The organism is Novosphingobium capsulatum NBRC 12533 (assembly GCF_001598375.1).
Taxonomy (GTDB): domain Bacteria; phylum Pseudomonadota; class Alphaproteobacteria; order Sphingomonadales; family Sphingomonadaceae; genus Novosphingobium; species Novosphingobium capsulatum.
In genome coordinates, this window is the sequence record NZ_BCYV01000006.1 from 237096 (window position 1) to 262739 (window position 25644).

The 25644-nt window shown below is 67.6% G+C and carries 26 protein-coding genes and 2 tRNA genes; 11 read left to right on the top strand and 17 right to left on the bottom strand.

What is annotated here, in order from left to right:
- Nucleotides 1–159 precede the first annotated feature (159 nt).
- Nucleotides 160–234, bottom strand: a tRNA-Gly gene (locus SCA01S_RS04775).
- A 46-nt stretch (nucleotides 235–280) separates the two neighbouring features.
- A tRNA-Gly gene (locus SCA01S_RS04780) sits at nucleotides 281–355 on the bottom strand.
- Between the two features lie 284 nt (nucleotides 356–639).
- Here SCA01S_RS04780 and SCA01S_RS04785 point away from each other — a divergent pair.
- Both SCA01S_RS04785 and SCA01S_RS04790 read left to right on the top strand, forming a co-directional pair.
- Nucleotides 640–1557, top strand: a complete 918-nt coding sequence (locus SCA01S_RS04785) for a tetratricopeptide repeat protein (protein ID WP_084390773.1) — start codon at nucleotides 640–642, stop codon at nucleotides 1555–1557.
- 5 nt (nucleotides 1558–1562) lie between these two features.
- On the top strand, nucleotides 1563–2189 hold the full coding sequence (locus tag SCA01S_RS04790) for an LON peptidase substrate-binding domain-containing protein (RefSeq protein ID WP_062783704.1): 627 nt from the start codon (nucleotides 1563–1565) through the stop codon (nucleotides 2187–2189).
- Nucleotides 2190–2272: 83 nt separating this feature from the next.
- Here the strand turns inward: SCA01S_RS04790 and thrS are convergent, their stop codons facing one another.
- From thrS to pdxH, 4 genes are all read right to left on the bottom strand, one after another.
- Nucleotides 2273–4264, bottom strand: coding sequence for a threonine--tRNA ligase (thrS, locus tag SCA01S_RS04795; protein WP_062783435.1), 1992 nt, complete (start codon nucleotides 4262–4264; stop codon nucleotides 2273–2275).
- Nucleotides 4265–4494: 230 nt separating this feature from the next.
- Entirely contained in the window at nucleotides 4495–5790 is a 1296-nt protein-coding gene (locus tag SCA01S_RS04800; RefSeq protein ID WP_245652441.1) for an ArnT family glycosyltransferase, read from the bottom strand.
- Between the two features lie 168 nt (nucleotides 5791–5958).
- The gene (locus SCA01S_RS04805; protein WP_062783442.1) at nucleotides 5959–6969 is read right to left on the bottom strand and encodes a cation diffusion facilitator family transporter; all 1011 of its coding nucleotides are present in this window, start codon (nucleotides 6967–6969) and stop codon (nucleotides 5959–5961) included.
- Nucleotides 6970–6978: 9 nt separating this feature from the next.
- Entirely contained in the window at nucleotides 6979–7629 is a 651-nt protein-coding gene (gene pdxH, locus SCA01S_RS04810; RefSeq protein ID WP_245652442.1) for a pyridoxamine 5'-phosphate oxidase, read from the bottom strand.
- Between the two features lie 153 nt (nucleotides 7630–7782).
- Here pdxH and SCA01S_RS04815 point away from each other — a divergent pair, with 153 nt between their 5' ends.
- The 3 genes from SCA01S_RS04815 to fabI all read left to right on the top strand — a co-directional run bounded on the left by SCA01S_RS04815 (nucleotide 7783) and on the right by fabI (nucleotide 10761).
- A complete protein-coding gene (locus SCA01S_RS04815) occupies nucleotides 7783–8742 on the top strand; it encodes a DnaJ C-terminal domain-containing protein (protein WP_062783450.1) in 960 nt (319 codons plus the stop codon).
- Between the two features lie 68 nt (nucleotides 8743–8810).
- Entirely contained in the window at nucleotides 8811–9866 is a 1056-nt protein-coding gene (locus SCA01S_RS04820) for a YihY/virulence factor BrkB family protein (protein WP_022676700.1), read from the top strand.
- A gap of 91 nt (nucleotides 9867–9957) precedes the next feature.
- Nucleotides 9958–10761 (top strand): enoyl-ACP reductase FabI, encoded by an 804-nt coding sequence (fabI, locus tag SCA01S_RS04825; RefSeq protein ID WP_022676699.1) that lies wholly within the window; start codon nucleotides 9958–9960, stop codon nucleotides 10759–10761.
- Nucleotides 10762–10871: 110 nt separating this feature from the next.
- On the opposite strand, the gene SCA01S_RS04830 is transcribed toward fabI, so the two are convergent.
- The 9 genes from SCA01S_RS04830 to SCA01S_RS04870 form a co-directional block, all read right to left on the bottom strand.
- Nucleotides 10872–11510: a hypothetical protein gene (locus SCA01S_RS04830; RefSeq protein ID WP_062783453.1), complete on the bottom strand. Its 639-nt coding sequence runs from the start codon at nucleotides 11508–11510 to the stop codon at nucleotides 10872–10874.
- 172 nt (nucleotides 11511–11682) lie between these two features.
- On the bottom strand, nucleotides 11683–12213 hold the full coding sequence (locus tag SCA01S_RS04835; RefSeq protein ID WP_054131742.1) for a demethoxyubiquinone hydroxylase family protein: 531 nt from the start codon (nucleotides 12211–12213) through the stop codon (nucleotides 11683–11685).
- A gap of 4 nt (nucleotides 12214–12217) precedes the next feature.
- Nucleotides 12218–12715 carry a disulfide bond formation protein B gene (locus SCA01S_RS04840; RefSeq protein ID WP_062783456.1) on the bottom strand — a complete coding sequence of 166 codons (498 nt, stop codon included), beginning with the start codon at nucleotides 12713–12715 and terminating at the stop codon, nucleotides 12218–12220.
- Between the two features lie 22 nt (nucleotides 12716–12737).
- On the bottom strand, nucleotides 12738–14072 hold the full coding sequence (locus tag SCA01S_RS04845; protein WP_043609469.1) for a S41 family peptidase: 1335 nt from the start codon (nucleotides 14070–14072) through the stop codon (nucleotides 12738–12740).
- A 157-nt stretch (nucleotides 14073–14229) separates the two neighbouring features.
- The gene (locus SCA01S_RS04850) at nucleotides 14230–15444 is read right to left on the bottom strand and encodes a murein hydrolase activator EnvC family protein (RefSeq protein ID WP_084390774.1); all 1215 of its coding nucleotides are present in this window, start codon (nucleotides 15442–15444) and stop codon (nucleotides 14230–14232) included.
- A complete protein-coding gene (locus tag SCA01S_RS04855; RefSeq protein ID WP_054131744.1) occupies nucleotides 15444–15869 on the bottom strand; it encodes a 23S rRNA (pseudouridine(1915)-N(3))-methyltransferase RlmH in 426 nt (141 codons plus the stop codon). The genes SCA01S_RS04850 and SCA01S_RS04855 overlap by 1 nt, the downstream gene beginning before the upstream one ends.
- An 81-nt stretch (nucleotides 15870–15950) precedes the next feature.
- The gene (gene rsfS / locus SCA01S_RS04860; RefSeq protein WP_022675756.1) at nucleotides 15951–16349 is read right to left on the bottom strand and encodes a ribosome silencing factor; all 399 of its coding nucleotides are present in this window, start codon (nucleotides 16347–16349) and stop codon (nucleotides 15951–15953) included.
- Between the two features lie 157 nt (nucleotides 16350–16506).
- Complete coding sequence (locus tag SCA01S_RS04865; protein WP_082350087.1) at nucleotides 16507–17274, bottom strand: nicotinate-nucleotide adenylyltransferase; 768 nt, start codon at nucleotides 17272–17274, stop codon at nucleotides 16507–16509.
- Nucleotides 17238–18518: a glutamate-5-semialdehyde dehydrogenase gene (locus SCA01S_RS04870; protein ID WP_062783707.1), complete on the bottom strand. Its 1281-nt coding sequence runs from the start codon at nucleotides 18516–18518 to the stop codon at nucleotides 17238–17240. The genes SCA01S_RS04865 and SCA01S_RS04870 overlap by 37 nt, the downstream gene beginning before the upstream one ends.
- A gap of 192 nt (nucleotides 18519–18710) precedes the next feature.
- Here SCA01S_RS04870 and SCA01S_RS04875 point away from each other — a divergent pair, with 192 nt between their 5' ends.
- Together SCA01S_RS04875 and SCA01S_RS04880 are read left to right on the top strand one after the other, a co-directional pair.
- The gene (locus tag SCA01S_RS04875) at nucleotides 18711–19913 is read left to right on the top strand and encodes a M23 family metallopeptidase (protein WP_245652443.1); all 1203 of its coding nucleotides are present in this window, start codon (nucleotides 18711–18713) and stop codon (nucleotides 19911–19913) included.
- On the top strand, nucleotides 19903–20298 hold the full coding sequence (locus tag SCA01S_RS04880; RefSeq protein WP_233250991.1) for a bactofilin family protein: 396 nt from the start codon (nucleotides 19903–19905) through the stop codon (nucleotides 20296–20298). Before SCA01S_RS04875 ends, SCA01S_RS04880 begins: the two co-directional genes overlap by 11 nt.
- Before the next feature lie 30 nt (nucleotides 20299–20328).
- Here the strand turns inward: SCA01S_RS04880 and SCA01S_RS04885 are convergent, their stop codons facing one another.
- Nucleotides 20329–21417, bottom strand: a complete 1089-nt coding sequence (locus SCA01S_RS04885) for a serine hydrolase domain-containing protein (protein ID WP_245652444.1) — start codon at nucleotides 21415–21417, stop codon at nucleotides 20329–20331.
- 234 nt (nucleotides 21418–21651) lie between these two features.
- Between SCA01S_RS04885 and SCA01S_RS04890 the strand changes: the two genes are divergently transcribed.
- Complete coding sequence (locus SCA01S_RS04890; protein WP_237741096.1) at nucleotides 21652–21927, top strand: hypothetical protein; 276 nt, start codon at nucleotides 21652–21654, stop codon at nucleotides 21925–21927.
- Nucleotides 21928–21964: 37 nt separating this feature from the next.
- Here SCA01S_RS04890 and mnmA read toward each other — a convergent pair whose 3' ends face one another.
- A complete protein-coding gene (gene mnmA, locus SCA01S_RS04895) occupies nucleotides 21965–23170 on the bottom strand; it encodes a tRNA 2-thiouridine(34) synthase MnmA (RefSeq protein WP_062783468.1) in 1206 nt (401 codons plus the stop codon).
- A 139-nt stretch (nucleotides 23171–23309) separates the two neighbouring features.
- Between mnmA and SCA01S_RS22075 the strand changes: the two genes are divergently transcribed.
- From SCA01S_RS22075 to SCA01S_RS04905, 3 genes are all read left to right on the top strand, one after another.
- On the top strand, nucleotides 23310–23660 hold the full coding sequence (locus SCA01S_RS22075) for a hypothetical protein (protein ID WP_157088857.1): 351 nt from the start codon (nucleotides 23310–23312) through the stop codon (nucleotides 23658–23660).
- Complete coding sequence (gene sciP / locus SCA01S_RS04900) at nucleotides 23657–23956, top strand: CtrA inhibitor SciP (protein ID WP_022677617.1); 300 nt, start codon at nucleotides 23657–23659, stop codon at nucleotides 23954–23956. Before SCA01S_RS22075 ends, sciP begins: the two co-directional genes overlap by 4 nt.
- A 533-nt stretch (nucleotides 23957–24489) precedes the next feature.
- Entirely contained in the window at nucleotides 24490–25641 is a 1152-nt protein-coding gene (locus SCA01S_RS04905; RefSeq protein ID WP_022677618.1) for an efflux RND transporter periplasmic adaptor subunit, read from the top strand.
- Nucleotides 25642–25644 lie beyond the last annotated feature (3 nt).

Below are 25644 nucleotides of genomic sequence, written 5' to 3' on the forward strand. Positions count from 1 at the left end.
GCGCGGCGGCCAATGCTGTGGTGGAAAAGGCAAACTGGAGCGGGCGAAGGGATGCGAACCACGCCCGAAGCGCTGTTGCGCGTAGGGCCAACAAGAAGACTCGAGGGTTCCCCGAAATCTTGGGCCATCGCTGTTGGAATATGCCACGCATGGGCAAACTGGAGCGGGCGAAGGGATTCGAACCCTCGACCCCAACCTTGGCAAGGTTGTGCTCTACCCCTGAGCTACGCCCGCTCGGCGTTTGCGCGGGCCGGAAGCCGGCCGTGCAGGTCTTGAAAACTGGAGCGGGCGAAGGGATTCGAACCCTCGACCCCAACCTTGGCAAGGTTGTGCTCTACCCCTGAGCTACGCCCGCTCTGGCGTTTTCAGTGGGGGGCCGCAAGGGCCATCCCGCTGGGGTGAGGCGGGCCAATAACGGGGGATTGGGGGCGGCGCAACAGCAAAGTTGCATTTTTCCAGACAAACCCGGCGCGCCCTGTGGATGCAGCTGTGGATGGCGATGCTACACTGGCTGGCCTTGGTGCAGATTCGCAGCTCTTGCTGCACTGCCCCTTGCCGAACCGCCAGGCTTTCCCACATGGTGACCGCAGCAGTGCCCGCGCGGCGCTGCACCGGACCGCATGGAAGTGGAGACGCATAGTGGCAAGCCTGGGCCTCAACCTCGACGAACAGAAGGCGGTGGACCGCTTCCGCAAGACTGTCGTCGAACCTTCGATGACCAAGCTCGTCATCCTCGATTTCTGGGCGGAATGGTGCGGCCCGTGCAAAGCGCTCACCCCGGTGCTGGAAAAGGTGGCGGCCGAATATGCCGACAAGGGGGTGGTGCTGGCCAAGGTCAATGTCGATGAAGAGCAGTTCATCGCGGCCCAGTTCCAGGTGCGCTCGATCCCCACGGTCTATGCCATGTTCCAGGGGCAGCCGGTGGCCGACCTTACCCAGGCGCGCGGCGAATCGCAGCTCAAGCAGTATCTCGACCAGATCCTGGCGCAGCTGCCGGTGCAGCCCGGCGCCCTGGGCGAGGAAGCGCCGCAGGACGTGACGCCGCTTTTGGCGATGGGCGAGGAAATCCTGGGCGAAGGTGATGGTGAGCGTGCCGCCAGCGTGTTTGCCCAGATCGTGGAAATCGCGCCCGACAATGCCGCGGCCCACGCCGGCCTGATCCGCGCCCTGCTGCTCGCCGGGCACAAGGACGAAGCCGTGCAGGTGCTCGAATCGCTCGATCCCGCGCTGGCGGCCGATCATGCGCTGGACCAGGCCCGCGCGGCCTTGGCCTTGGCCGAAGACGCGCCCGAGGAAGGCGAACTGGCCACCCTGCGTGCCGCCGTGGCCGCCGCGCCTGATGACATGGACGCGCGACTGGCGCTGGCCAATGGCCTGTTTGCCGCCGGTGACCGCGATGGCGCGGCCGATACCCTGCTGGCCATGGTGGCGGCGGATCGCGCCTGGAACGATGGCGCGGCGCGCGCCCGCCTGCTGCAGATTTTCGAGGCGATCGGCCTGGAAGACCCGTGGGTGGCGCGCACCCGCCGCAAGCTGTCCACCGTGCTGTTCGGGTGATGGCGATGGGTGGCGCGATCGGCACGGTCAGGCTTTCGATCTTTCCGCTATCGGGCGCGCTGCTCTTTCCCGGCCTGCAGCTGCCGCTGCACATCTTCGAACCGCGTTATCGCGCCATGGTGTCTGATGCCCTGGCCCGCGATCGCCGCATCGCGATGATCCAGCCCCAGTCGGCTGGCGATGGCGCGCCGCTGTTCCAGGTGGGCTGCGTGGGCAAGATCGAGGATGTCGAGGCGCTGGAAGACGGGCGCTACAACATCGTCCTCTCGGGCATCGCGCGCTTTCGCGTGCTGCGTGAACTCGATGCCAAGACCCCGTTCCGCCAGGTGGAGGCCGAACTCCTCAGCGATGACCTGGGCGAAGCGCTGAGCGCGGTGGAGCGTGCCGGCTTCGAGCGCGAGGCGCGCACGTTTGCCGATGCCCAGGGCTATGCCGTGGATTGGGATTCGGTGGCGCGGCTGGATGACCAGTCGTTGATCAACGGCGTGTCGCAGATCGCCCCGTTCGACGTGGCGGCCAAGCAGGCCCTGCTCGAAGCGCCAAACCTGGCGACGCGGTGCGAACTGCTGATCCAGCTGATGCAGTTCTTTGGCCGCCGCGATTCCGATGATGGCGCGGTAACCCTGCAATAGGGCTCTGGCCATACCCATGAAAAAGGGCGCGCCGGCCAGCCGACGCGCCCTTTTTTCGTTCTGTTCGGTGCCGGGCTGGCGCGTCAGCCGCGCAGGTCGGGCGCCAGGGCATCCTGCTTGATCAGGGCGATGGCCTCGGCCAGCGGCAGCACCTGCTGTGCCTGTTCGCCCAGGCGGCGGATTGCCACGGTGCCTTCCTCGGCCTCGCGCTTGCCCACCACCAGCAGGTACGGCACCTTCTGCAGCGAGTGCTCGCGCACCTTGTAGTTGATCTTTTCGTTGCGGGTGTCGCTCTCCACGCGGATGCCGGCGGCGCGCAGCGCCTCGGTCGCTTCCACGGCATAGCCATCGGCATCCGACACGATGGTGGCGACCACCGCCTGCGTCGGCGCCAGCCAGGTGGGCAGCTTGCCGGCGAAATGCTCGATCAGAATGCCGATGAAGCGTTCATACGAACCGAAGATCGCGCGGTGCAGCATGACCGGGCGATGGCGCTCGCCATCTTCGGCAATATAGCCGGCGTCGAGCCGTTCGGGCAGCACACGGTCAGACTGGATCGTGCCCACCTGCCAGGTGCGGCCGATCGCGTCGGTCAGGTGCCATTCCAGCTTGGGCGCATAGAACGCGCCTTCACCTGGCAGTTCTTCCCAGCCATATTCGGGCGTCGCGAGGCCGGCGGTGGCGACCGCGTCGCGCAGTTCGGCCTCGGCCTTGTCCCACATCTCTTCGCTGCCAAAGCGCTTTTCCGGGCGCAGGGCGAGCTTGATCGAATAGGTAAAGCCGAAGTCCTTGTAGATGCGGTCGGCCAGTTCGCAGAACGCGCGCACTTCGTCCACGATCTGGTCTTCGCGGCAGAAGATATGCGCGTCATCCTGCGTGAACTGGCGCACGCGCATCAGCCCGTGCAGCGCGCCATGCGGCTCGTTGCGGTGGCAGCAGCCGTTTTCATAGAGGCGCAGCGGCAGTTCGCGATAGGACTTGAGGCCCTGGCGGAAGATCAGCACGTGGGCCGGGCAGTTCATCGGCTTCAAGGCCATCCAGTCGGCCTCGCCGCTGATCACCGGGCCCTCATCGTCGGTGTTTGGCACCTCGTCGGGGATCACGAACATGTTTTCGCGATACTTGCCCCAGTGGCCGGATTGCTCCCACTGGCGCGCGTCCATCACCTGCGGGGTCTTGACCTCGCGATAGCCGGCGCCGTCGATCGCGCGGCGCATGTAGGCTTCCAGCTCGCGCCAGATGCGATAGCCCTTGGGGTGCCAGAACACCGAGCCGTGCGCTTCGGCCTGAAGGTGGAACAGGTCCATCTCTGCGCCCAGCTTGCGGTGGTCGCGCTTGGCGGCTTCCTCCAGGCGGTGAAGGTGCGCATCAAGCTGCTTCTTATTGAGCCAGCCGGTGCCATAGATGCGGCTGAGCATCGCGTTCTTCTGGTCGCCGCGCCAATAGGCGCCGGACACGCGCGTCAGCTTGAAGGCATTGGGATCGAGCTTGCCGGTGGAGGCCAGGTGCGGGCCACGGCACATATCGAGCCAGTCGTTGCCCGACCAGTAGACCGTCAGCTCCTCGCCCTCGGGCAGTTCGGCGGCCCATTGCGCCTTGAACGTTTCGCCCTGCTCGGTCCAGCGGGCGATCAGGTCTGCGCGGCTCCAGGCCTCGCGGCGCAGCGGCTTGTCGGCGGCGATGATCTTGCGCATCTGCGCCTCGATCGCCGGCAGGTCTTCCTCGGTAAACGGGCGGACCGGCGCAAAATCGTAATAGAATCCATCGTCCGTGGCCGGGCCGAAGGTGATCTGGGTGCCGGGGAACAGCGCCTGCACCGCTTCGGCCAGAACGTGGGCATAGTCGTGCCGCACCAGTTCCAGCGCGTCGGCTTCGTCGCGCGCGGTGACGAGCGCCAGTTGCGCGTCGCCTTCGAATGGGCGGGTGATGTCGAACAGCTCGCCGTTCACGCGCGCACCGATCGCGGCCTTGGCCAGGCCGGGGCCGATCGCGGCGGCAATATCGGCCGGCGTGGTGCCCGGCGCCACTTCGCGCAGCGAGCCATCGGGCAGGGTGATCTTGAGCAGGTCTGACATCGGATCTCTCTTACGGGATATGGCGCGGGCCATGGCACAAGTGCCGCGGCGGAAAAAGGGGCGGCATCTGGGGTTTCGCGTGATCCGGGAGGAAGATGCCATTCCGCCCGAACCGGGGCGGTGGCTTCGCGCGGGCGCCGGTCAGGCGCGCAGGCGATTCCACCCCCGGCAAGCCGGGGTGGTGGTAGTGAGCGTGCAAAGGCAAACCGCCGGGTGCATGGCCAGCGCCTTTAGCGCAGCGCGGCGGCTCTGTCACGCGCCAGCAGCAGCCGCGCGATCAGCCAGGCGGCCATGATGCACACGAACGGCATGGCCGGATAGTGAAAGCGCGATTGCCCGGAAAAGACCACGGCGATCAGGCTGGGATAGGCGGCAATGCCATAGGGCAGCAGCCACCAGTCGACCAGGCCAAGACCGGCGCGGCGGCGGGCGCGGATCATCACCGGAAAAGCCGCCACGAACAGCGCGAGCAGCGCCCAGTACCAGGCCTGGTTGGCCAGGCGCAGCGCCAAGAAAGCGTGCGGCGCAGCGGCAAAGGCCCACGAACCAGTTTCATAGGCCCATTGCCCTTCGCCATCCGGGCCCCACAGGCGCACGAACTTGGCCGGCATCAGCGCGATGAAGCGTGCGGGGTGCGCCTTGATCCAGTCCATGCCCAGCGCCTTGGCCTGCGCGTCATAGGCCAGTTCGCCCAGATCGGTGCGGGCGTCGAGCGCCTTGACCACTGGATCATCGGGCGTGAACGTGCCGCGCGCGCTATCGTTGTTGCCAGTGAGCAGGGTGATGCCGCCGTTGGTGGAAACAAACACCCAGGCGCCCAGCGCGCGATGGTTGCGCATCGTCCAGGGCGTGATCACCAGCAGCGCGGCTGCGCCCATCACCAGGCCCTGGCCGACAATGCCGGGCAGGCGCTGCCGCAAGGCCGGCGCGCGCAGCCAGGCAATGCCCAGCAGCAGCGGCGCCATGATCAGGCTTTGTGCCTTGACCAGCGTGGCGAGGCCCAGCACCAGACCCGCGAGGATCGTCCAGGCCCAACCACTGCGCGCCACCGCGATCCAGCACAGCGCCAGCAGCAGCGTGGTATAGAACACCTCGGTCAGCGCCAGCGGCACATAGAGCACGGCGTTGGGATAGACCGCCCAGAGCAGCAGCGTGATGCGCCCCGCCGCCTCGCTGCCACCCAGCCGCCGCCCGAGATCGAGCGTGAACCAGCCCGCTGCCGCCGAGAGCGCCAAATTGAACAGGCCGACCGCCCAGATCGACGGGCCGGAGATGCGCAAGACCAGGCTGAGCGCCAGTGGCCAGCCCGGCGGCCAATAGGCCGTGGGCGCGCCATGATCGCCCAGATAACCCCGACCCTGCGCCATCATCGCCGCGCGCGAGAAATACCAGGCGGCGTCCGATGTCGGCTCCACCGCCGCCAGAATCGCCAATGCGCGCAAGCCCAGCGCCAGCGCGAACAGCACGATGACCGTGCGGCGCCCCTCCGCCAGCCAAGCCCAAGCCCGATGCAATGTCTGCCCCATGCCAAGCGCCATACCACGGCATGGTTAAAGAAAAGCCCCCTCCTCTTCAGAGGAGGGGGTTGGGGGTGGTGCGAGGTGTAGAGCAAGCATTTGATTTTACGAAAAACGCCGTGCCAGATTTCCACCACCCCCCGGCCCCCTCCTCTGAAGAGGAGGGGGAGAAGCGCGTCACCCCTCGGCCGGCCCACCCTGCACGGCGAGAGCCGGGCTTTCGCCGTTGGGACCGGGCGCCAGCAGGTCGGTTGCGCCAAGGCCTGCTTCATCGACGTGGCCTTCGGGATCGGGATGGATCAGCACTTCCACGCCGGGGAATTCGGCCATCAGCTGCGCCTCGATCTCGTCCATCACGCGGTGGGCCTGGGCCACGGTCATCGTGCCATCGACCCACACGTGGAACTGCACGAAATCGCGGTTGCCGCTGGTGCGGGTGCGTAGGTCGTGCAGGCCCTTGAGCTCGGGATGCTGGGCAACCACTTCGAGAAAGCGCTCGCGCTTTTCGATCGGCCATTCGTGGTCCATCAGCTGATCGACGGCCTCTTGCGAGGCGTTCCAGGCGCCCCACGCCAGCCAGAGCGCGATGCCAAAGGCAAAGACCGCGTCGGTGCCGGCAAGATGCAGGTAATGCTCGATCACCAGCGCGGCGATCACCGCCAGGTTGAGCAGCAGGTCTGATTTGTAGTGTACGTTGTCGGTGCTGATCGCCAGGCTGCCGGTGCGCGCGATGACCATGCGCTGATAGGCGAGCAGGGCGATCGTTGCGCCCATCGCGATCACCGAGACGACGATGCCCGATTCGGCCTCGATCGCCGGGGCGCCGGCCAGGAACTGCGTCACCGCGCGCCACGCGAGGCCGAGCGCCGAAAACGAGATCAGGATGACCTGGAACAGCGCCGCCAGTGCCTCGGCCTTGCCATGGCCGAAGCGGTGGTTGTGATCGTCGGGCATGGCCGCGATCCACACGCCCAGCAGCGTGGCCAGGCTCGCCACCAGATCGAGCGCGGTATCGGCCAGGCTGCCCAGCATGGCGAGCGAGCCCGATTGCACCACCGCCCAGCCCTTGAGCCCGAGCAGCAGGAGCGCCACCGCACTGCTGGCCATGGCCGCGCGGCGATTGAGGTCTGCGTGGGTGGCGGTGGCGGTGGCGGGGCCAGGGGCAGGGCCGGGGGCAGTCTGGGTCATCCCGCCCCTTTACGGATAAAGCAGGTTGCTGGTCCAGCCGCCGTTTCCATCGGCCACGAAGCGGCGGCGTTCGTGCAGGCGATAATCGCGGTCCTGCCAGAATTCGATGGCACGCGGCTCTACCCGATACCCTGACCAGTGGGCGGGACGGGGCACGTTCCCGTCGGGATATTGCGCCCGCAAGGCGGCCACGCGATCGAGATAGACCTGGCGCGAGGGCAGCACGCGCGACTGGTCCGACGCGGCCGAGCCCAGGCGCGATTCGGGATGGCGGCTGGCGAAATAGGCATCGGCCGCCTGCGGGCTCACTTCCACCACCGGCCCTTCAATGCGCACCTGGCGGCGCAGGCTTTTCCAGTGGAACAGCAGTGCGACTTGGGCGTTGGCGGCCAGCTCACCACCCTTGCGGCTGTGGAAATTGGTATAGAACACAAAGCCGCCGGCCCCGTCGAAGGCTGGTCCCAGATCGGCGCCATGGCCCTTGAGCAGCACCATGCGCAGCGATGGCGCGCCGTCGGGCGTGGCCGTGGCCAGGGCCATGGCATTGGGATCGTTGGGTTCGCTGGCCTTGGCGGCGGCGAACCAGTCTTCGAAGATGGCAAAGGGATCGCCGTGGGGAATGGCGTCCTGGCCCGGTTCAAAGGCGGTCTGTTCGGTCACGGGCAATGGTCCTGTCTGCGGCATCGGAGGCGGGCAGTATGGAAGCCATGCATCCATTCCCGCGATGACTTGGGTCAATGCCGTGTAACCGCCAAGCTATCATCTTGAAAGCGAGCCTTGCGGGCAAGCGCCCCTATCCCTAGCTAGGTCACCATGGCAGCAGACCCTTATTCCATTCTCGGTGTGGCGCGCAGTGCGAGCGAAAAGGACGTGAAATCGGCCTATCGCAAGCTCGCCAAGGAGCTGCACCCCGATCACAACAAGGACAATCCCAAGGCGTCCGAGCGCTTTGCCGAAGTGACGCGCGCCTATGACCTGCTGTCCGACAAGGACAAGCGGGCCAAGTTCGACCGTGGCGAGATCGATGCCGATGGCAACCCGGCCATGCCCTTTGGCGGCGGGTTCGGCGGCGGCGCGGGCGGTTTTCGCGGCGGGCAAGGCGGCTTTCGCCACGATGGCGGCTTTGAAAGCGGCGACGGGCCAGACCTCTCGGACCTGTTCGAGGGCCTGTTCGGTGGGCGCGGCGGCATGGGCGGTGGCAGCGCAGGCGGCGGCTTCGGCGGGTTTGGCGGGGGCCGGCGGCCTCCCCCGCCAAAGGGCGCCAATGTCAGCTATCGCCTGCAGGTGCCTTTCGTGGAAGCGGCGGCGCGCGCGGCGCAGCGGGTCACGCTGTCTTCGGGCAGCACGATCGAGCTGAAGCTGCCTGCCGGCGTCGAATCCGGGCAGCAGATGCGGCTGGCGGGCAAGGGCGAACCCGGCCCGGGTGGCGCGGGCGATGCACTGGTCACGATCGAAATTGCGCCCCATCCGTTCTTCGTGCGCGATGGCGACAACATCCGCCTCGATCTGCCGATCACCCTGGAAGAGGCGGTTGGCGGGGCCAAGGTCAAGGTGCCCACCGTCGACGGTGCGGTCATGCTCACGGTGGCGCCGGGCAGCAGCAGCGGTCGCACCCTGCGGCTCAAGGGCAAGGGATTCTCGCGCAAGGACGGCGAGCGGGGTGACCAACTGGTGACCTTGCAGATCGACTTGCCGGCCGATGATGCCGATCTCAAGGCGCGGCTGGCCGGCTGGCACGATACGCGCAATCCCCGCGCCCGCCTGGGCGTCTGATCGCCGGTGCGGGCGCTGCCGGCCCCAAGGGCGGGAGCCAGGCAGCGCCTTTGTGCATTACGCACTTGATGAACAACGAAATCGATCCTGATTACGCCGATCAGGTGCCCGGCGTGCCGCAGGGCGCCAAGCCGCTCGTGCCCGATCTTTCGCCCGAGGCGCGGCGCCGCGCCGCCCTGCACCACCGCCTCCGCGCAGAATTCAACGAGGTGCGCGACGAGCTGCGCCCCGGTGCCCGCGCCTATGAACTGCTCAAGCGGGTGTGGACCGGGGTGATCAACGACGGTTTCATCCATGCCGGCAATTTCGCCTACATGGTGCTGATCGCGCTGTTTCCGTTCTTCATCACCGGGGCGGCGCTGTTTTCGCTGATCGGTGAGACGAGCCAGCGCACGGCCGCGATCAACACCGTGCTGATGGCCCTGCCGCGCGTGGTGGCAACCACGATCGAACCGGTGGCCCGTGCCGCCGTAGAGGCGCGCACCGGGCATCTGCTGTGGATCGGCGGCCTGGTCGGGCTGTGGACGGTCAGCAGCCTGGTCGAAACCATCCGTGATATCCTGCGCCGCGCCTATGGCACGCAGTGGGAGCATGCGTTCTGGCGCTATCGCCTGATGTCCACCGGGTTGATCATCGCCTCGGTCGTGCTGATTCTCGTCTCGATCCTGGCGCAGGTGGCGATCGGCGCCGCGCAGGAAGTGATCGTGGCGCGCCTGCCGCAGTTCGGCGCCTGGGTCGATGGACTGGCGGCCGGGCGCTTCCTGCCCACGCTGGTGCTGTTCGGGGCTCTGTGGCTGCTGTTCTTGTCGCTTACGCCCAGCGCCTATCGTTCGAATCGCTATCCCAAGTGGCCCGGCGCGCTGTTCGTCTCCTCGTGGTGGCTGGGTGTTTCCATCCTGTTGCCCAAACTCCTCGCTTCGGTTTTCTCGTATGATCTGACCTATGGCAGCCTCGCCGGGGTGATGATCGCTCTTTTCTTTTTCTGGCTGGTCGGCATAGGGATGGTAATAGGTGCCGAACTCAATGCCGCGCTCGCCGAAACACCGGAGGAGCAAGACATGCTGGGCCAGGTAGATAATCGCGCGCGGGCCATTCGCCAGGCTGGCGCGACCAAACCAGAATGAAGACCCGGTTGGCCAAGGTCCGTTCAGCGACATTCCTGATGGAACGCCCGAACAGATCATGGCCCGAAGGTGCAGGAGCGTACGAGGGCGCATGACCGGATTGATGAAGGGAAAGCGCGGCCTGATCATGGGCCTCGCCAATGACAAGTCTCTGGCCTGGGGCATTGCCCGCCAGTTGCACGAACAGGGGGCCGAACTCGCCTTCTCGTACCAGGGCGAGGCGCTGGCCAAGCGCGTGCGGCCGCTGGCGGCAAGCCTGGACAGCGATTTCCTGATCGATTGCGACGTGTCGGACATGGCCGCGCTTGATGCGGCGTTTGATGAACTCAAGGCGCGCTGGGACACGATCGATTTCGTCGTCCACGCGATCGGCTATTCCGACAAGAGCCAGCTGCGCGGGCGCTATTACGATACCACGCTCGACAACTTCCTGATGACCATGAACATTTCGGCCTACAGCCTGGTCGCCGTGACCAAGCGCGCGGTCGAGATGATGCCCAATGGCGGGTCGATCCTCACGCTGACCTATTACGGTGCGGAAAAGGTCGTGCCGCATTACAACGTGATGGGCGTGGCCAAGGCAGCGCTGGAAGCCAGCGTGCGCTATCTCGCCAACGACTGTGGCCCGCAAGGCATCCGCGTCAACGCCATCTCGGCCGGCCCGATCAAGACCCTGGCCGCCAGCGGCATCGGCGATTTCCGCTATATCCTCAAGTGGAACGAGTTGAACGCGCCGCTGCGCCGCAACTCCACGATCGAGGATGTGGGGGGCTCGGGCCTCTATTTCCTGTCGGACCTTTCGGCCGGCGTTACCGGTGAAGTGCACCATGTCGACGCGGGCTATCACCTGGTCGGCATGAAGCAGGAAGACGCACCCGATATCGCGCTGAGCTGATCACAGCCCACTCGCGGCGGCCACTGCCACCTGCAAAAACACCCCGGGCCAAGGCCTGGGGTGTTTTCGTTTGAGGGCCAGGTCAGCGCGTGAACCGCGCTGCCCCGCGATCAGTTCTGTGTGGGAGCGGTCTCGCCCGGCTTGGGCGTGGTGGGGGCGGGCGTGCCATCGCGTTCGCGGGCCAGGCGCGCCTCGTATTCCTTTTCCAGCGTTTCGACGCGGGCCTGTTCCTCGGCCGCGTCCTTGTCGATCGTCGACAGGCGGCGCTCGCGTTCCTGCTCGATCAGCTTGCCGAACTGCACGTCGCTGCTCTGCTTCTTTTCGGCATAGGCATCATGGATCAGGCGCGCGGTGCAGCCGGTGGCCCCGCCCGAGCCGACCGGCGAACAGGAATTGATCCCGGCCGCGCCCACGGTTTCATAGGCTTTCACCCGGTCGGTCCAGGTCTGGTTCTTGGGATCGTTGGGATTGTCGCGCAGCGGGGCGGGAATGCGGAAGCGTTCTGCCTCGTCCTTGCGGGCGCAGACGGTGATCTGCTCGGCCGTTGAAACCGGGCAGGGGTCATCGCCATAGATGATCAGCTGGTTGACCTTTTCGTCGCCCTGCTGCGGGCCATCGTCCGCCGGCTGGGCATCGGGCACGGCCGTGCGGGCGCGGGCGGCCTGGGCCGGGGTGGCGCCCAGCATGACCGCGGGAAACAGCAGCAGGGCCGGGGCCAGCAGGCGCAGGGGGTGGGCAGCAAGGCGCATTGTCGGTTCGTCTCCAGCGCGTGGAAAGGCGGGCGGGCCGCCCCCAATGTCGCCTCATCATAAGCTGACGGGGCGGTGAATGATAGATGAAGGGGCAACGCGCAGACCGGTGAAAAGGTCTCCGGCGCCGGTGCCGCCACCGGGCAAGGCGCGGATTTTCACCAGCTTTCCGTCAGATGCGTTCCGACAGCTTGATCGCCGCGCGGCAGCCCAGGCGAATGGCGTTGAACAGCAGCGGATAGGCCGGGGTCTGTTCGGCGCCAGCGGCCAGCGCGGCATCGCGATGGGCACGCTCATCATCGCGGAACTGACGGATGGTGTCGGCCAGTTCGGGATCGCTGTCGCCCAGTTCCTCCAACTGCTCGGTATAGTGGCGGTCGATCTCGGTCTCGATCGCGGCGGTGCAGGCCATTGCTGCCTTGGGGCCGAGCAGCGCGGTGGCCGCGCCCAGGGCAAAACCCGCGACCGACCACACCGGCTGCAGCGCCGTGGGGCGCACGCCGCGCTCGGCGATCATCGCGTCGAACTTGGCGCGGTGGTCTTCCTCCTGCCGGGCCATTTCGACGATCTCGGCCGAATCCGGGCCACGATCGCCCATCACCGCCAGTTGGCCGGCATAGATGCGGGTGGCGCCAAATTCGCCGGCCTGGTCCACGCGGATCATGCGGGAAGTATCGGGATGACCAATATCGGGGCGGGACATCGCTTCAGGCTCCCTTGCCGCGGCCCTTGGGCAGCAATCCCAGGATTGCCAGCGCGGCCGGAGTGGAAAACAGGAAATTGAAACCGGCCATGCTCACGCCCATCAGCGTCCAGGCCGGGGTGTCGCAGCGCACCAGGGGTGCGGCCATGATCGCGGCGAGCGGATCGCCCTCGATATGGCTGGACGAGCAGGTGGTGAGGCCTTCCCACCAGTGGTATTCCACCCCGGCGTGAAAGGCGCCGATCAGGCCGCTCGACAGGATGCCGAGTGCGGCCAGCAGGACCAGCCAGCGCGCCTCGGGGCGGCCACGGCGCAACAGCGCGAGGATCGCCAGCGCGATCGCCGCCAGGTGGCCATAGCGTTGCCACCAGCACATCTCGCACGGCGGCAGGCCGAAACCGTATTGGGCCACCAGTGCCGTGGCCATGGCGACCAGCGGCACGCCCAGGGCCAGGCCATGGGCCAGGGCAAGATCATCGGAAAAGCGGCGGTCGATCGTCATGATGGCGCGGTTCCTGGCCGGATTAGCGCTTGCGCAGCGCAGCCAGCGCGCCGGGCGCGGTGCGCTTGAGCGTCTGGACGGCATAATAGAGCTGGAAATCGTCGATGCCCTTGGCCTTCAACTCCTCGGGCGTCATCTTGAAGCGCGGATCGTCGATCTTGTCCTTTTCGAGATCCTTGTCTTCCTTGATTTCGTTGATCAGGTGACGGCGCAGGTCGCTTTCGCGATAGGACCGCAGCGCGCGCTTGCGCAGGTCGGGATCGGAAATCTGCGGCACGGTGATATCCGGCTCGATCCCGCCTTCCTGCACCGAACGGCCCGATGGCGTGTAATAGCGCGCGGTGGTCAGCTTGAGCGCGGAATCCTTGCCCAGCGGGATCAGCGTCTGCACGCTGCCCTTGCCAAAGCTGCGCTGGCCCATGATCAGCGCGCGGTGCTGGTCCTGCATCGCGCCTGCCACGATTTCCGAGGCCGAAGCCGAGCCTTCGTCGATCAGCACGATCATCGGCAGGCCACGCGCCACGTCGCCGGGATGAGCGGAATAGATATCGTTGTCCTGCGGATCGCGCCCGCGCTGCGACACGATCGTGCCCTTGTCGAGGAAATCGTCCGACAGCGAGACTGCTTCGTTGAGCAGGCCGCCGGGATTGCCGCGCAGATCGAGCACGATGCCCGCCAGGTTGTTGCCCAGCTGGGCGCGAATCGACTGGACCGCCTGGGCGACTTCGCTGCCGACGTTTTCGCTGAAGCTCGACACGGCGATGACGCCGATGTTGTCCTTCACCTTCCATTCCACCGGACGCAGCTTGATCACCTCGCGGGTCAGCGTGAAGTCCAGCGGCTCGTCGCGGCCGGGGCGATAGACGGTAAGCTTGATCTTGGTGCCCGGTGCACCGCGCATCTGGTCCACCGCATCGTCAAGCGAGCCGCCATAGATCAGCTTGCCATCGAGGTGGGTGATATAGTCGCCGGCCTTGATCCCGCCGAGGTCGCCCGGCGTGCCCTTCATCGGGGCGATCACCTTGACCGCGCCATCATCGAGCGTGACCGACAGGCCCAGGCCGCCATAAGCGCCTTCGGTCTGGGTGCGCAGATTTTCGAAATCGCGCGCTTCGAGATAGGCGCTGTGCGGATCGAGCGTGGCCAGCATGCCGTCGATCGCGCCCTTGATCAGCGTGTCGTCGTTCACCGGCTCGACATAGTTCTCCTTGATCTTGGCATAGATCATCTCGAGCTTCTGGAACTGCGGCGCGGTGCGGGAATCCACCGCTGCCAGGCCGGCCGTGGCCACGGGCAGAACCGCCACGGCCGTGACCAGGGCCGTTGCACGCAGCAGGGAAGCAAGCGGTTTTGCCATGTTTGCAATCGAACCTTCGATAAAGAACCAAGCGCCGCGGCGCGGGCTAGACAGCCCGCTTGTATAGCCCCGCAAGCCTGAATGCCAGATGGAGCGCACCCGATTCCCGTTTGTGCGTGGGCGGCGTGTTACAGGCCGCGTGGGCCGCACCAAGCGATCAATTGCGCAAGGCCGCCAAGGGGTTGACCGGAACGCCGTCCTTGCGCAGTTCCACGCTCACCACCGGGCTGGCCGGGGCGGCAATGCCCAGCGGCGAACCCTGCACCACGCGATCGCCCACGGCCACGTCAATCCGCCCCAGGCCGGTGATCAGCGAGGTCCAGCCGCCGGCGTGCTCCACGATCACGATCTGGCCATAGCCGCGATAGGAACCGGCAAAGGCCACGCGCCCGGCGGCCGGCGCCACGATCTGGGCCGAGGGAACGGGTGCGATGGTCAGCCCCTGGTTGGGCCCGGTCTGCCCCGCTTCGCCAAAGCCCGAGACCACCCGCCCGGAAACGGGCATGATCCACATCAGCGTGCTGCTGGTGCGCAGCAGCGGGTCGACATCTTCGACCATCAGCACGGCGCCGGGGCGATCGGGGCGTTGCAGCGGGCCGGGCAGCCCGGCCAGGACATCGCGCATCTGCCCGTCGCGGCCCAGTTGCTGCATCAGCGCGGCCAGGTCGCGCGTCTGTTCGGCCAGGGCCAGGGCATGGTCGGCCTCGCGCCCGGCGGTGCCGTTGGCGGCGCGGCTGGCAATGCGCTGGCGGCTTTCCAGCGCGGCCAGTTGCTGGCGCCGCTCGGCCAGGCCCGATTGGCTGGCGCGCAGGCGGGCCGCCTCGCTGCGGGCCTGTTCCTGCAGCATTCGCCCGCGCACGATCGCGCTGCGCAGGCTGGCGGTGCGGCGGCGCACTTCGGGCACCATGGTTTCCAGCACGGCGCGCAGATAGACCGTATCGCGCAGGGATTCGGCGCGCAGCAGGCTGAAGGCCAGCGGCCGGCGGGCAAACAGCTGCAGCGCGGCGGTCAGTCGCACTAGCGGCTCCTGCCGTGCGGCCATGCGCAGGCGCAAGTCGGCGCGTTCCTTGTCGATCAGGGCGATGCGCGCCTCGCCGATGCGGATCTCGGCCTCGGATTGCTGGATGCGCGCGGCGATCGCGGCGGCTTCCTGCGCGGTCTTGTCGGCAGCGGCCGTGGCGGCCTGGGCCTGGGCTTCGAGCTTTTCACCGCGGGCACGGGCCTGGGCCAGGGCGGTCTGCGCCTGGGCGAGGGCGGCAGCGGCTTCGCCGGCGGTCTGATAGGTGGGCGCGGCGCCGGCCCCGGCGATCTGCCAGGCAGCCAGCGGCAGCAGCAAGGCGGTGGCCAGCAGCAGGGAGCGGCGCGCGTCCATCATCCCTCGCGGTGATAGGGGTGGCCGGCAATGATGCTGGTGGCGCGCCACAGCTGTTCGGCCAGCATGGCGCGGGCCATCATGTGTGGCCAGGTGGCCGCGCCAAAGGCGATCAGCAGATCGGCCCCGTCGCGCAGGCTATCGTCATGGCCATCGGCCGCGCCGATCAGGAAGCGTGCCTCGCGCACGCCATCGTCGCGCCAGCGGCCCAGCACCTTGGCAAATTCGGCCGAGGTCAGCTGCTTGCCGCGCTCGTCCATGACCACGGTGCGGGTGGGATTGGCCGTGACCGGCGGCAAGGCGCCGCCCCGATCGGGAAGCTCGGTCACCTTGAAACCCCACGTCACCCGCTTGCCATAGCGATCGACCAGCTCTGCCTCGGGCGAGCGGCCGATCTTTCCCCGGGCGATGATGTGGAGCAGCATGAGCGTCCGGTTCAGGCGTTGGTGGTGGTGGCGTCCGCCACCCTCCTCACCCCTCCTCTGGAGAGGAGGGGAAGGACGATGTCAGGCAGAGCCGGCGTCGCCGAAGCCCCACATGCGTTCCAGGTTGTAGAAGCTGCGCACTTCCGGGCGGAACAGATGGACGACCACGTCGCCGGCATCGATCAGCACCCAGTCGGCCGCGGGCAGGCCTTCGATGCGCACATGGCCATAACCGGCCTGCTTGACGCGCTCGGCCAGCTTCTGCGCCATGGCGGCGACCTGGCGGGTGGAGCGGCCCGAGCCGATCACCATGTAATCGGCGATCGAGCTTTTGCCTTCCAGGGGGATCGACACCACGTCCTGGGCCTGATCGTCATCCAGCGATTGCAGGACGAGTTCGAACAGGCTGGCAGGAGCGCCGGCAGAAGGGGCCGGGGTAGCGGCGCCGGCATCTGCCGGCTGGGGTTGGGCACTGGTCATTGGCTTGCGGTGAACTCCGATTGAAAGATGGCTAAGGTCGCAACGCCCGGTCGCGCATCCCGATCCAACGGCAAAGCCGCCTTGCGCCAGGGCGCACGGCGGGAGAGCCGAAAAACCGGAAAGGCGTGCCGGGAAGCAGGGATGGCGGCCAAGACGCTCAGCGTCCGCTCCTTCCGCGCAGGTCCGGCACAATGCGGCGGTGGGTGACACCATCGCGCAGGCCGGTCACGGAAATACGGTCCGCCCAATCAGGCTCTGCCAGGCGCTGGGCCGTGGCGGAACGGGGATCGGGATCGAACCGCAGGATGGAGAGCGCTGGGACGCCCTGCATCGGATCATGCGGGAAACTGGCGATCAGGGCGGCACCCCCGGTTGGCCCCGTATCGGACCAAAGAGCGCCATCACATTCCTGCCTGCACCGCCGGCGCCATCGGCGCAGCCATACCATGGCGGGGCTCGCCATCGCAGCTGCATCATAGCCCGGACGGGCGATAACCGCAATCGGCATGGTGCGGGCAATGCCGCGCCAGTTTTTCCAGCGGTGGAACTGGGCCAGATTATCGCTTCCCATCAACCAGATAAAGCGCCGGCGCGGGTATCGCCGCACCAGCGCGCGCAGGCTGTCGATGGTAAAACGGGTGCCCAGTTCGCGCTCGATCGCGGTCACTCGAATCGGGGCGCGGCGGGCCATTGCCCGCGCCGAGGCCACCCGCGCCGGCAGCGGCGCCATGCCCTTGGCGGGCTTGAGCACGTTACCGGGCGAGACCAGCCACCACACCTCGTCCAGGCCCAATGCGGCTTGCGCAAACAGGCTCACCCGGCGGTGTCCGCCGTGTGCCGGATTGAAGCTGCCGCCCAGAAGGCCGGTCAGCCGGGGAGCACCGCGTGTCAGGGGCGAACCTGCCCGCTGCCGTGGACCAGCCACTTGTAGGTGGTCAGCCCTTCCAGCGCGACCGGGCCGCGCGCGTGCAGGCGGCCGGTGGCAATGCCGATTTCCGCGCCCAGGCCAAATTCGCCGCCATCGGCAAACTGGCTGGAGGCATTGTGCATGACGATCGCGCTGTCGACCTGGGCCAGGAACTGCGCGGCGGCTGCGGCATCGGCAGTGATGATCGCATCGGTATGGCCCGAGGAATGCCGGGCGATATGCGCGAGCGCTGCGTCGAGGCCATCGACCACCGCCACCGAGAGCACGGCATCGAGGTATTCGGTGTCCCAATCGTTGTCGGCCGCCGGCACGATGCGCGGATCGATGGCGCGGGCGCGGGCATCGCCGCGCACTTCGCAACCGGCTTCGATCAGCGGGGTGATCAGCGCTGCCGCCGCCGGATAGGTCGCGTCGATCAGCAGGGTTTCCATCGCCCCGCAGATGCCCGTGCGGCGCATCTTGGCGTTGAGCACGATGGCCTGGGCCATGGCCGGATCTGCCGCCGCGTGGACGAAGGTGTGGCAGATGCCATCGAGGTGGGCGAGCACCGGCACGCGGGCATCGGCCTGGACGCGGGCGACCAGGCTCTTGCCGCCGCGGGGCACGATCATGTCGATCAGGCCGGCTGCCGTCAGCATCGCGCCCACGGCGGCGCGGTCTTGCGTGGGCATCAGTTGCACCGCAGCTGCGGGCACGCCGCCTTCCACCAGGCCGGCCACCAGTGCGGCGTGGATCGCGCGGTTGGAATGCACCGCCTCGCTCCCGCCGCGCAGCAGGGCGGCATTGCCCGAGCGCACGCACAGTGCGGCGGCATCGGCCGTCACGTTGGGGCGGCTTTCATAGATGATGCCGATCAGGCCGATCGGCACGCGCACGCGGCGCAGGACCATGCCGTTGGGGCGCGTGGCGGAATCGATCTCCTGCCCGACCGGATCGGCCAGGCTGGCCACCTGGTCCACGGCATCGGCGATGCCGGCAACGCGCGCTTCGTCCAGCCGCAGGCGATCGAGCAGCGCCGGGGTCAGCCCGCGCGTGGTGCCATTGGCCATGTCGATCGCATTGGCCGCCAGGATTTCCGGCGCGGCACGGCGCAGGGCGGCGGCAGCCAGCTTGAGCGCGGCTTCCTTGGCCGGCGCCGGCATGCGCGCCAGTTCGGCTTGCGCGGCACGGCCGGCCCGGGCCAGCTGCTCTACCAGCGACTGGGGGGACTCGGTGGCGATTTCCTGAGGTTTGGTCGACATAATGGCGCGGGGCTTACCATCGGTGGCAGGCGCTGTCACGGGCGCGAGGTGGGTTGCAATCGATTCATCGTCCTTGCGCCACGGCCCGCCCCGTGCTGCGGCCCCCGGATTCGACTCCTGCGGTTCCCGCCGATAAGCGCCCGGCCCCAAGGATCGTTCATCACCTGTCTTGCCTTGGGATAATCACACATCTTGCCGCCTGCTGAGATTCACACCGTGCGCGCCACGGCCACGCCGCCTGCGCCGCGCGCGCCTTGGCGCCGTGCCACCGCCTGGCTGACCGCACTGCCGGCGCGGGTGCGCGGCTGGTTTCCCGATCGCGAATTCTTCATGCGGGCGCAGGGACAAGTGCGCTTCATCCGCGTATCGGGCCGCGTGCAGATGGGCGTTGCCGGCGCGGTGGTGCTGGCGCTGCTGCTGTGGCTGGCGGCGATGGCCACGATGCTAACCGGGCAGATCCTCGCCGCGCGTCATGCCGCAGCCTTGCGCCAGCGCGAAATGGCGGTGAGCGAGGCCGAACGGCATATCACTGCCACGCGCAATGGCGTGGCTGGCACGCTGCAGGATCTGGAACGCCGGCAAGAGATGATCGAAACGCTGGTCAAGGGCCAGCTGGGCGATCTGCCCGCTGCTGATGCTTCTGCTGCGCCGGAGGCCAAGCCGCTCTCGTTCAACATGCCGCCGGCGGGCAATCCGATGGCAGCCGGCATCGATCGCCTGGCCATGCGCCAGGCGGCCTTCGTGGCCAGGCTCACTCAGTATGCCGATGCGCGCGCCAGCCAGGCGGAAACGGCGATCCGCCGGGTCGGCCTCAACCCCGCGCAAGTGGCGCCGCTGCGCGGCACCGCGGCCAACCGGCGCGCCATGGGTGGTCCGCTGATCGCGCTGGGCGGCAACGATCCCGCGCTGGCGCGCCTGGGGCAGAGCATGGCGCGGCTCACCGCGCTGGAGCAGGGCCTGGCGCGCCTGCCCCATGCCCTGCCGGCCAGCGCCGATTTCATTTCCAGCGGCTTTGGCTATCGCGCCGATCCGTTCACCGGCGGTGGCGCCTTCCATCCCGGCCTCGATTTCAAGGGCCCGACCGGCGCGCCGATCTTTGCTGCTGCCCAAGGCGTGGTCAGCTTTGCCGGGGTGCGCTCGGGCTATGGCAATTGCGTGGAAGTCGATCATGGCCATGGCCTGGTCACCCGCTATGCCCATATGTCGCGGATCGAGGCACGGCCCGGCGAGCGCGTGGCGCCCGGCGTGGAAATCGGCCGGATCGGCAGCACGGGCCGCTCCACCGGCCCGCACCTGCACTTCGAAGTGCGGATCAACGATCGCCCGGTCGATCCGCGTCCGTTCCTGGAGACCCTGCCCGATGTTTTCAAAGAAGCTGGCCACGGTGGGCACTGAACGCGCTGCACCGCTCGGTGCAGCCACGTTTTCCGTGCTCGGCGCAGACGTGGCGGTGCGGGGCGATATCACCGCAGCGGCCGATCTGCATGTGGAAGGCCGCGTCGATGGCGATGTGGCCTGCGCCGCGCTGGTCCAGGGTGAAAGCAGCGTGATCACCGGCGCGATCACCGCCCGCAGCGCGCGCCTTGCTGGCACGGTCAACGGTGCGGTCACCGTGGCCGACCTGGTCGTGGGCAAGACCGCGCGCATCCTGGGCGATGTGACCTATGACACCCTGACCATCGAGCAGGGCGCCCAGGTGCAAGGGCGCTTCACTCCGCGCGGCGCCAATGCCGCCGCGGCTGTGCCAGACAGCCTGATCGCGATCAGCACCAGGGTCTGACGCGCGCCAATTGGTGGGCCTCGGCGGGCGTTAGCGGAACAGGGCGACGATATCGCCCAGCTTGCCCATCAGCGCGGCATCGCCGTCGCGTGGCGTGGCGCCCAGCCGCACCACCACCAGCTTGCGCGCGGGGGAAACCAGCACCGCCTGTCCGCCATCGCCCAGCGCGGCCATCATGTCGCGCGGGCCACGCGCGGGAAACAGGCGCGGCTCGCTGTCGGTGGGCGTGCGGTTGAGCCAGACTCCGGCCCCATACTGCTTTTCGCGAGGGGAGGGGCTGGCCATGAACTCGATCCATTGCCGGGGCACCAGTTGCGCCCCGTGCACCGCGCCACGGTTGCGCAGGAACTCGCCAAACCGGGCGAAATCGCGTGCCGTGGCATCGATCATCGCGCCGCCGTTCATCGTGCCATGCGCGTCATACGAAGGCACGATGCCGCGCATCTGCACCGGTTCGAACAGGCGGGTGCGCAGGTAATCGGCCACGGCCCGGCGCCGGGCATCGGCGTCTCCACCCGGGGCAAGGACGCGTGCGGCCAGATCAGCCAGGATGATTCCGCTGGCGGCATCGTCCTGGAACCGGGCGCCTGGCTCTGCGGCCAGGGGCTGGTCCTCGGCCGCGCCGGCCATGTCGTCGCGGCCGGGGCCGAACAGCATGCGGGCCTCGTCACCCGGTTCCTCGCGCAGGCCCGATCGCATCTGCAACAGGTGGCGCAGGGTGATTTCGCCGCGTGGATCGCCGGGCCGCTGCCACGCTGGCACTGGCGCGGTTTCGTTGAGGCGCAGCCGCCCGTCGGATACCAGCATGCCGACCATTACCGCCGTGATTGAACGGGCGATACCGCCGCCGGCAAAACGCGTATTCTCATGATAGCCGGGGCCATAGCGTTCGGCCACGATGCGTCCCGCGCGCATCACGATTACCGCGCGGGTTTCCCCCGCGCCCTGGGCGGCGGCACCATCATCGGCGGTGAACAGCGCGTCGATCGCGCGGGCCAGGCCTTCGCGCTCCACTCCCGGGTCATCGATCACCGCCGCCAGCGCCTGGGGCGAGAGCGGCTGCTGCGCCGGCTGGCTGGCCGAGCAGGCGAACAGGACTGGTGCAAGCGCCGCCGGCACGATAAGGGCCAGCCACCGGCGGGCACAGGGTAAACGGAATCGCGGGGCGCTCTGCATGGTTGCCCGGTCTTTCCACCAGATCGAATGCACATGGCAACCACCAAGCCTTCTTCATCCCCGAATGATCCGCTCCGTTTTGGTGGCCAACCGCCTGCGTCTCCATCTCCAGGGCCCCGCCGGGCGGGGCACTGGGCCTGGCGCGGGCTGGCAGCAATCGTCATCATCGGCCTTGTCGTGGGCGCGGTATTCGTCGCCTTTGTCTGGCGCCCGGCGCACGACAACGCGCGAATCGAGGCGGCGCGCGCCGCCCGCCTGGCCTGCTCGTGCCGCTATATTGGCGGTAGGGCGCTGGGTGATTGCGAAAAGGACAATCCCAAGGGCCGCTTCCCGGTCTCGCTGGCCGAGGATGCAACCGCTCACAGCGTGACCGCTACGGTTCCGCTCGCCGCCGCGCAAACTGCCACCTATCGCGAAGGCTGGGGCTGCCAGTTGCAGGCCTGGCGCGATTGAGGCGCGGGCAGGGGGAGCACCCCTGCCGCACTCGGGTTTACAGCGCGGCCAGCGGCTCGGCCGCTTCGGTGCCGTCGATCCAGCCGCCGCCGATCACCCGGTCCCCGGCATAGAGCACCGCCGCCTGGCCCGGCGCCACGCCATATTCGGGCGTGGCAAAGCGCAAGGTCGTGGCGGCGCCGTCGCCGAACGGGCCGTCCAGCGTGACCGGCACCGGCTTGGCCAGCGAGCGCACCTTGGCGGTCAGCGGCGTGCCATCGGTCGGCAGGGCGCCGATGCGGTTGGTTTCAATGACGCGCGCCGCGGCCACGCCCAGCAACTGGCGCGGCCCCACCAGCACGCGGGCGTTGGCCGCGTCCAGACCCACGACATAGAGCGGTTCAGGCTGGCCGCCGATTTCCAGCCCGCGGCGCTGGCCCACGGTATAGTGGATCACGCCCTGGTGCTGACCCAGCACGGCGCCGCTCTGGGCATGGACGATCGTGCCGGGGCGCCCGCCTTCGGGGCGAACGCTGCGCACGATCTTGGCGTAGTCGCCATCGGGTACAAAGCAGATGTCCTGGCTATCGGGCTTGGCGGCAACCGCCAGGCCCATGGCCTGGGCCAGGGCGCGCACTTGCGGCTTGGGCAGGCCGCCCAGCGGAAAGCGCAGGAAATCGAGCTGTTCCTGCGTCGTGCCATAAAGAAAATAGCTCTGGTCGCGGGCCGGATCGGCGGCGCGGTGCAACTGCGCACCTTGGGGCGTTGCCACCCGGCGAACATAGTGCCCGGTCGCCAGGCAATCGGCGCCCAGTTCGCGCGCCATGGCCAAAAGATCGGTGAACTTGGGGCCCATGTTGCAGCGGATGCAGGGAATCGGGGTGCGGCCCGCCAGGTAATCGTCGGCAAAGCGCTCGACCACCTCTTCGCGGAAACGCGATTCGTGATCGAACACATAGTGGGCAATGCCCAGGCGATCGGCCACGGCGCGTGCATCGCGGATGTCATCGCCGGCGCAGCAGGCTCCCTTGCGCCCGGTGGCGGCGCCGTAATCGTAAAGTTGCAGCGTGATGCCAATGACTTCGGCGCCGCTCGCAGCGGCCAGGCCGGCCACTACCGAGCTGTCCACCCCGCCCGACATCGCCACCACGATGCGCCGCGCGCTTGCCGGGGTGGCCAGATCGAACAGGGGCAATGGATCGGCCAGGCCGGTAAAATCAGGCACCAACTGGGGGATCGCGGACGGGGGGATGCAATGCGACATGGCCCGCCCATAGGCGCTTTTCCCACGGTTTTCAGCGCAAAAATGGCACGGAACGGGCGGGGTGCGCTGGCCATGTGGTTAATTTTTTGTAAAGGGCGGTTTTACACTCCCTTATCCCTATCGGGCTACTGTCAGCCCCATGGATTTGGGTTTTGAAGATCTGCGCGGCCTGGTGGGCGCCGAATCGGCAGGAGTGCTGCGCAAGCTGCACTGGGCCGAATTCTGTGCCCGGCTGGAAGCCGCACAGGACCTGCGGCGGGTGTCGCAGGATTCCGTACTGGCGATGCCGGGCGGAACGGGCCTTGGCAGCTCCCATCGGGTCGCAGCCTGGATGTTGCACAAGGCAGGTGAACACACGGCAGGTCATGAAGATCTCGTTAACCCAAACTCTTCAGTGAATGGCAAAATGGAGGGAAGCACAACGGTGATGAAGCCAAACAGGCCGTCCCCCCCGCCGAAAGGCTCAGCTGACCGACGAGAAGTGCCATGATCGAAAATCAGAAAATCAGGCCGGCGCAGGTTATTGGTCCCTTGGGTGAACCGCTGACGCTGGATAACCTGCCCCCCGCCAACACCACCCGCTGGGTGGTGCGCCGCAAGGCCGAAGTGGTCGCGGCGGTCAATGGTGGGTTGCTGACCATTGATGAGGCGTGCGAACGCTATGGCCTCACCCTCGAAGAATTCGCCTCGTGGCAGCGCGCGGTGGATCGCTCGGGGATGCAGGGCCTGCGGGTCACGCGTATCCAGCACTATCGCGACCTTTACGAGCGCCAGCTCAAGTATTGATCACGCGCTGGCTTGCCGGCCCGGTGCATTGCGCCGGGGCTGGCAGCCCGCGCCACACCGCCATCCACGGTGCGGCCGTCCGGGGCAACCCGGGCGGCCGTTTTGGCGTCTCGGCCCCGCAGCGGTGGGTTCGTTGCCGAGGCGAAACGCAAATACTTCGGTTATGACGTTGTTTGTCGAGCCGTGATTGCAACTGGTCGTTGCGCCCGCTAAAAGCTGCGTAAATGCTGGCAAGGTAAGGAACCTTCGGAACGTGGCGCTTGATGCGCGGCGCTTGGCGAAGGCGGGGGCCATGCCGGCGACCGGCGTTGCCGGCGGCTGGCCCATGCCGGTGGCCGGCCGCGATGACAGGCAGCCGGGCAACCGGCCGCTACGTTAGACCGACGTTGGGAACACATCGCCCGGCCTGTCGCTGCGCATGGCGCAAGGATGGGGCGGGCAAAGGGGATCGTGGCCCGGGCTGCGTGGTGCCGCATTGGCACGCGCTTGCCGGTTGGGCTGGGGAGGCAATTCTGCTGGACAAGACGCAAGACATGAGCAGCCTGGCCGATGTGCCGGCAACCGGTGGCAATCGGCGGCGTGCCTTTGCCATCGGCGCGGGGCTGGTCGTGCTGCTGGCTCTCGCCTGGTGGCTGATGCACCGCGATGCCGGCGGGCCCAAGGCGCCCGATGCCGCCACCCAGGCTCAGACCGTTACGGTGGTGGCGCCGGGCCAGCAGACCGTTGACGCCACCGTGGTGGCCAGCGGCGTGATTGCCGCCAAGCGCGAAATGCCCGTGGGCATTGCCGGCGAAGGCGGCATCGTGCGCAGCGTGCTGGTCGATGCCGGCACCTGGGTCCATGCCGGGCAGGTACTGGCCGTGGTCGATCGCTCGGTCCAGGTGCAGCAGGTGGCCAGCCAGGCTGCCGGGGTGCAAGTGCAGGAAGCCAACGCTCGCATCGCCCAAAGCAATCTCGATCGTGCGCTCAAGCTGGTGGCCAAGGGCTTCATCTCCAAGGCCGATATCGATCAGCTGACCGCCACACGCGATGCCGCTGTGGCGCAGGTGCGCGTGGCCCGCGCCACGCTGGGCCAGCTGCGCGCCAGCACGGCGCGGCTCAACATCGTGGCCCCGGCCGACGGCCTGGTGCTGACCCGCGCGGTAGAGCCGGGGCAGATCGTCAGCGCGGGCAGCGGCACGCTGTTCCGCATGGCCAAGGATGGCGAACTGGAAATGCAGGCACGCCTTGCCGAAGTGGACCTGGCGCGCATGCACGTGGGCGTGACCGCCCAGATCACCCCGGTCGGCACGGCGCAAAGCTTTACCGGCACGGTGTGGCAGGTGGCGCCGACGATCGATCCGACCACGCGTGAAGGCATTGCCCGCATCGCGTTGCGCTATGATCCGGCGCTGCGTCCGGGCGGCTTTGCCAGCGCCACGATCCGCAGCGGCGTCACCACGGCGCCGGTCCTGCCCGAAACCGCCATTCTCAGCGATGAAAACGGCAGCTTCGTCTATATCCTCGATGGCGCCAACAAGGTGACGCGCCGCGCGGTGAAGATCGGCGACGTTACCGCGCACGGGATCGTCGTGCGCGAAGGTCTCTCGGGCAACGAGCGCGTGGTGCTGCGCGCGGGTGGCTTCCTCAATCCCGGCGATACGGTCCGGCCGGTCACGGCCGGCACTGCCGCCGCGGCGCACTGATCG